This is a genomic window from Aeromonas sp. Prich7-2, from assembly GCF_017939255.1.
In the GTDB taxonomy this organism is placed as follows: domain Bacteria; phylum Pseudomonadota; class Gammaproteobacteria; order Enterobacterales; family Aeromonadaceae; genus Aeromonas; species Aeromonas caviae.
The window spans coordinates 1-293 of record NZ_JAGKRI010000196.1; the positions used below are offsets into that span (position 1 = coordinate 1).

At 50.9% G+C, this 293-nt stretch carries 1 pseudogene; it reads left to right on the forward strand.

What is annotated here, in order from left to right:
- Positions 1-105: 105 nt before the first annotated feature.
- Positions 106-293, forward strand: a pseudogene (locus J9892_RS20540) (IS21 family transposase); the annotation flags it as partial.

Sequence of the window (293 nt, forward strand, 5' to 3'; positions counted from 1 at the left end):
CAGTGTTCAACATCCCGGAATCACTGTTCACATTCACCGGAATCATCCTTAACGCATTGATTTAAAAACCTTTGATACGCTCTCCCTTTTGCCAGGGAAGAGCCTATGTCTGCCAAGAGGATTGCAATGCGTAAAATTCGTGAAGTGCTGCGACTGCGGCTGGAAGCTGACCTCTCTGTTCGCCAAATCAGTATCTGTACCAAGGTCAGTGTCGGCTCCATCCAGAAACTCCTCAAAAGTGCCCAGGCGCTCGGCCTTACCTGGCCCTTACCTACCGAGCTTGATGATGGCCG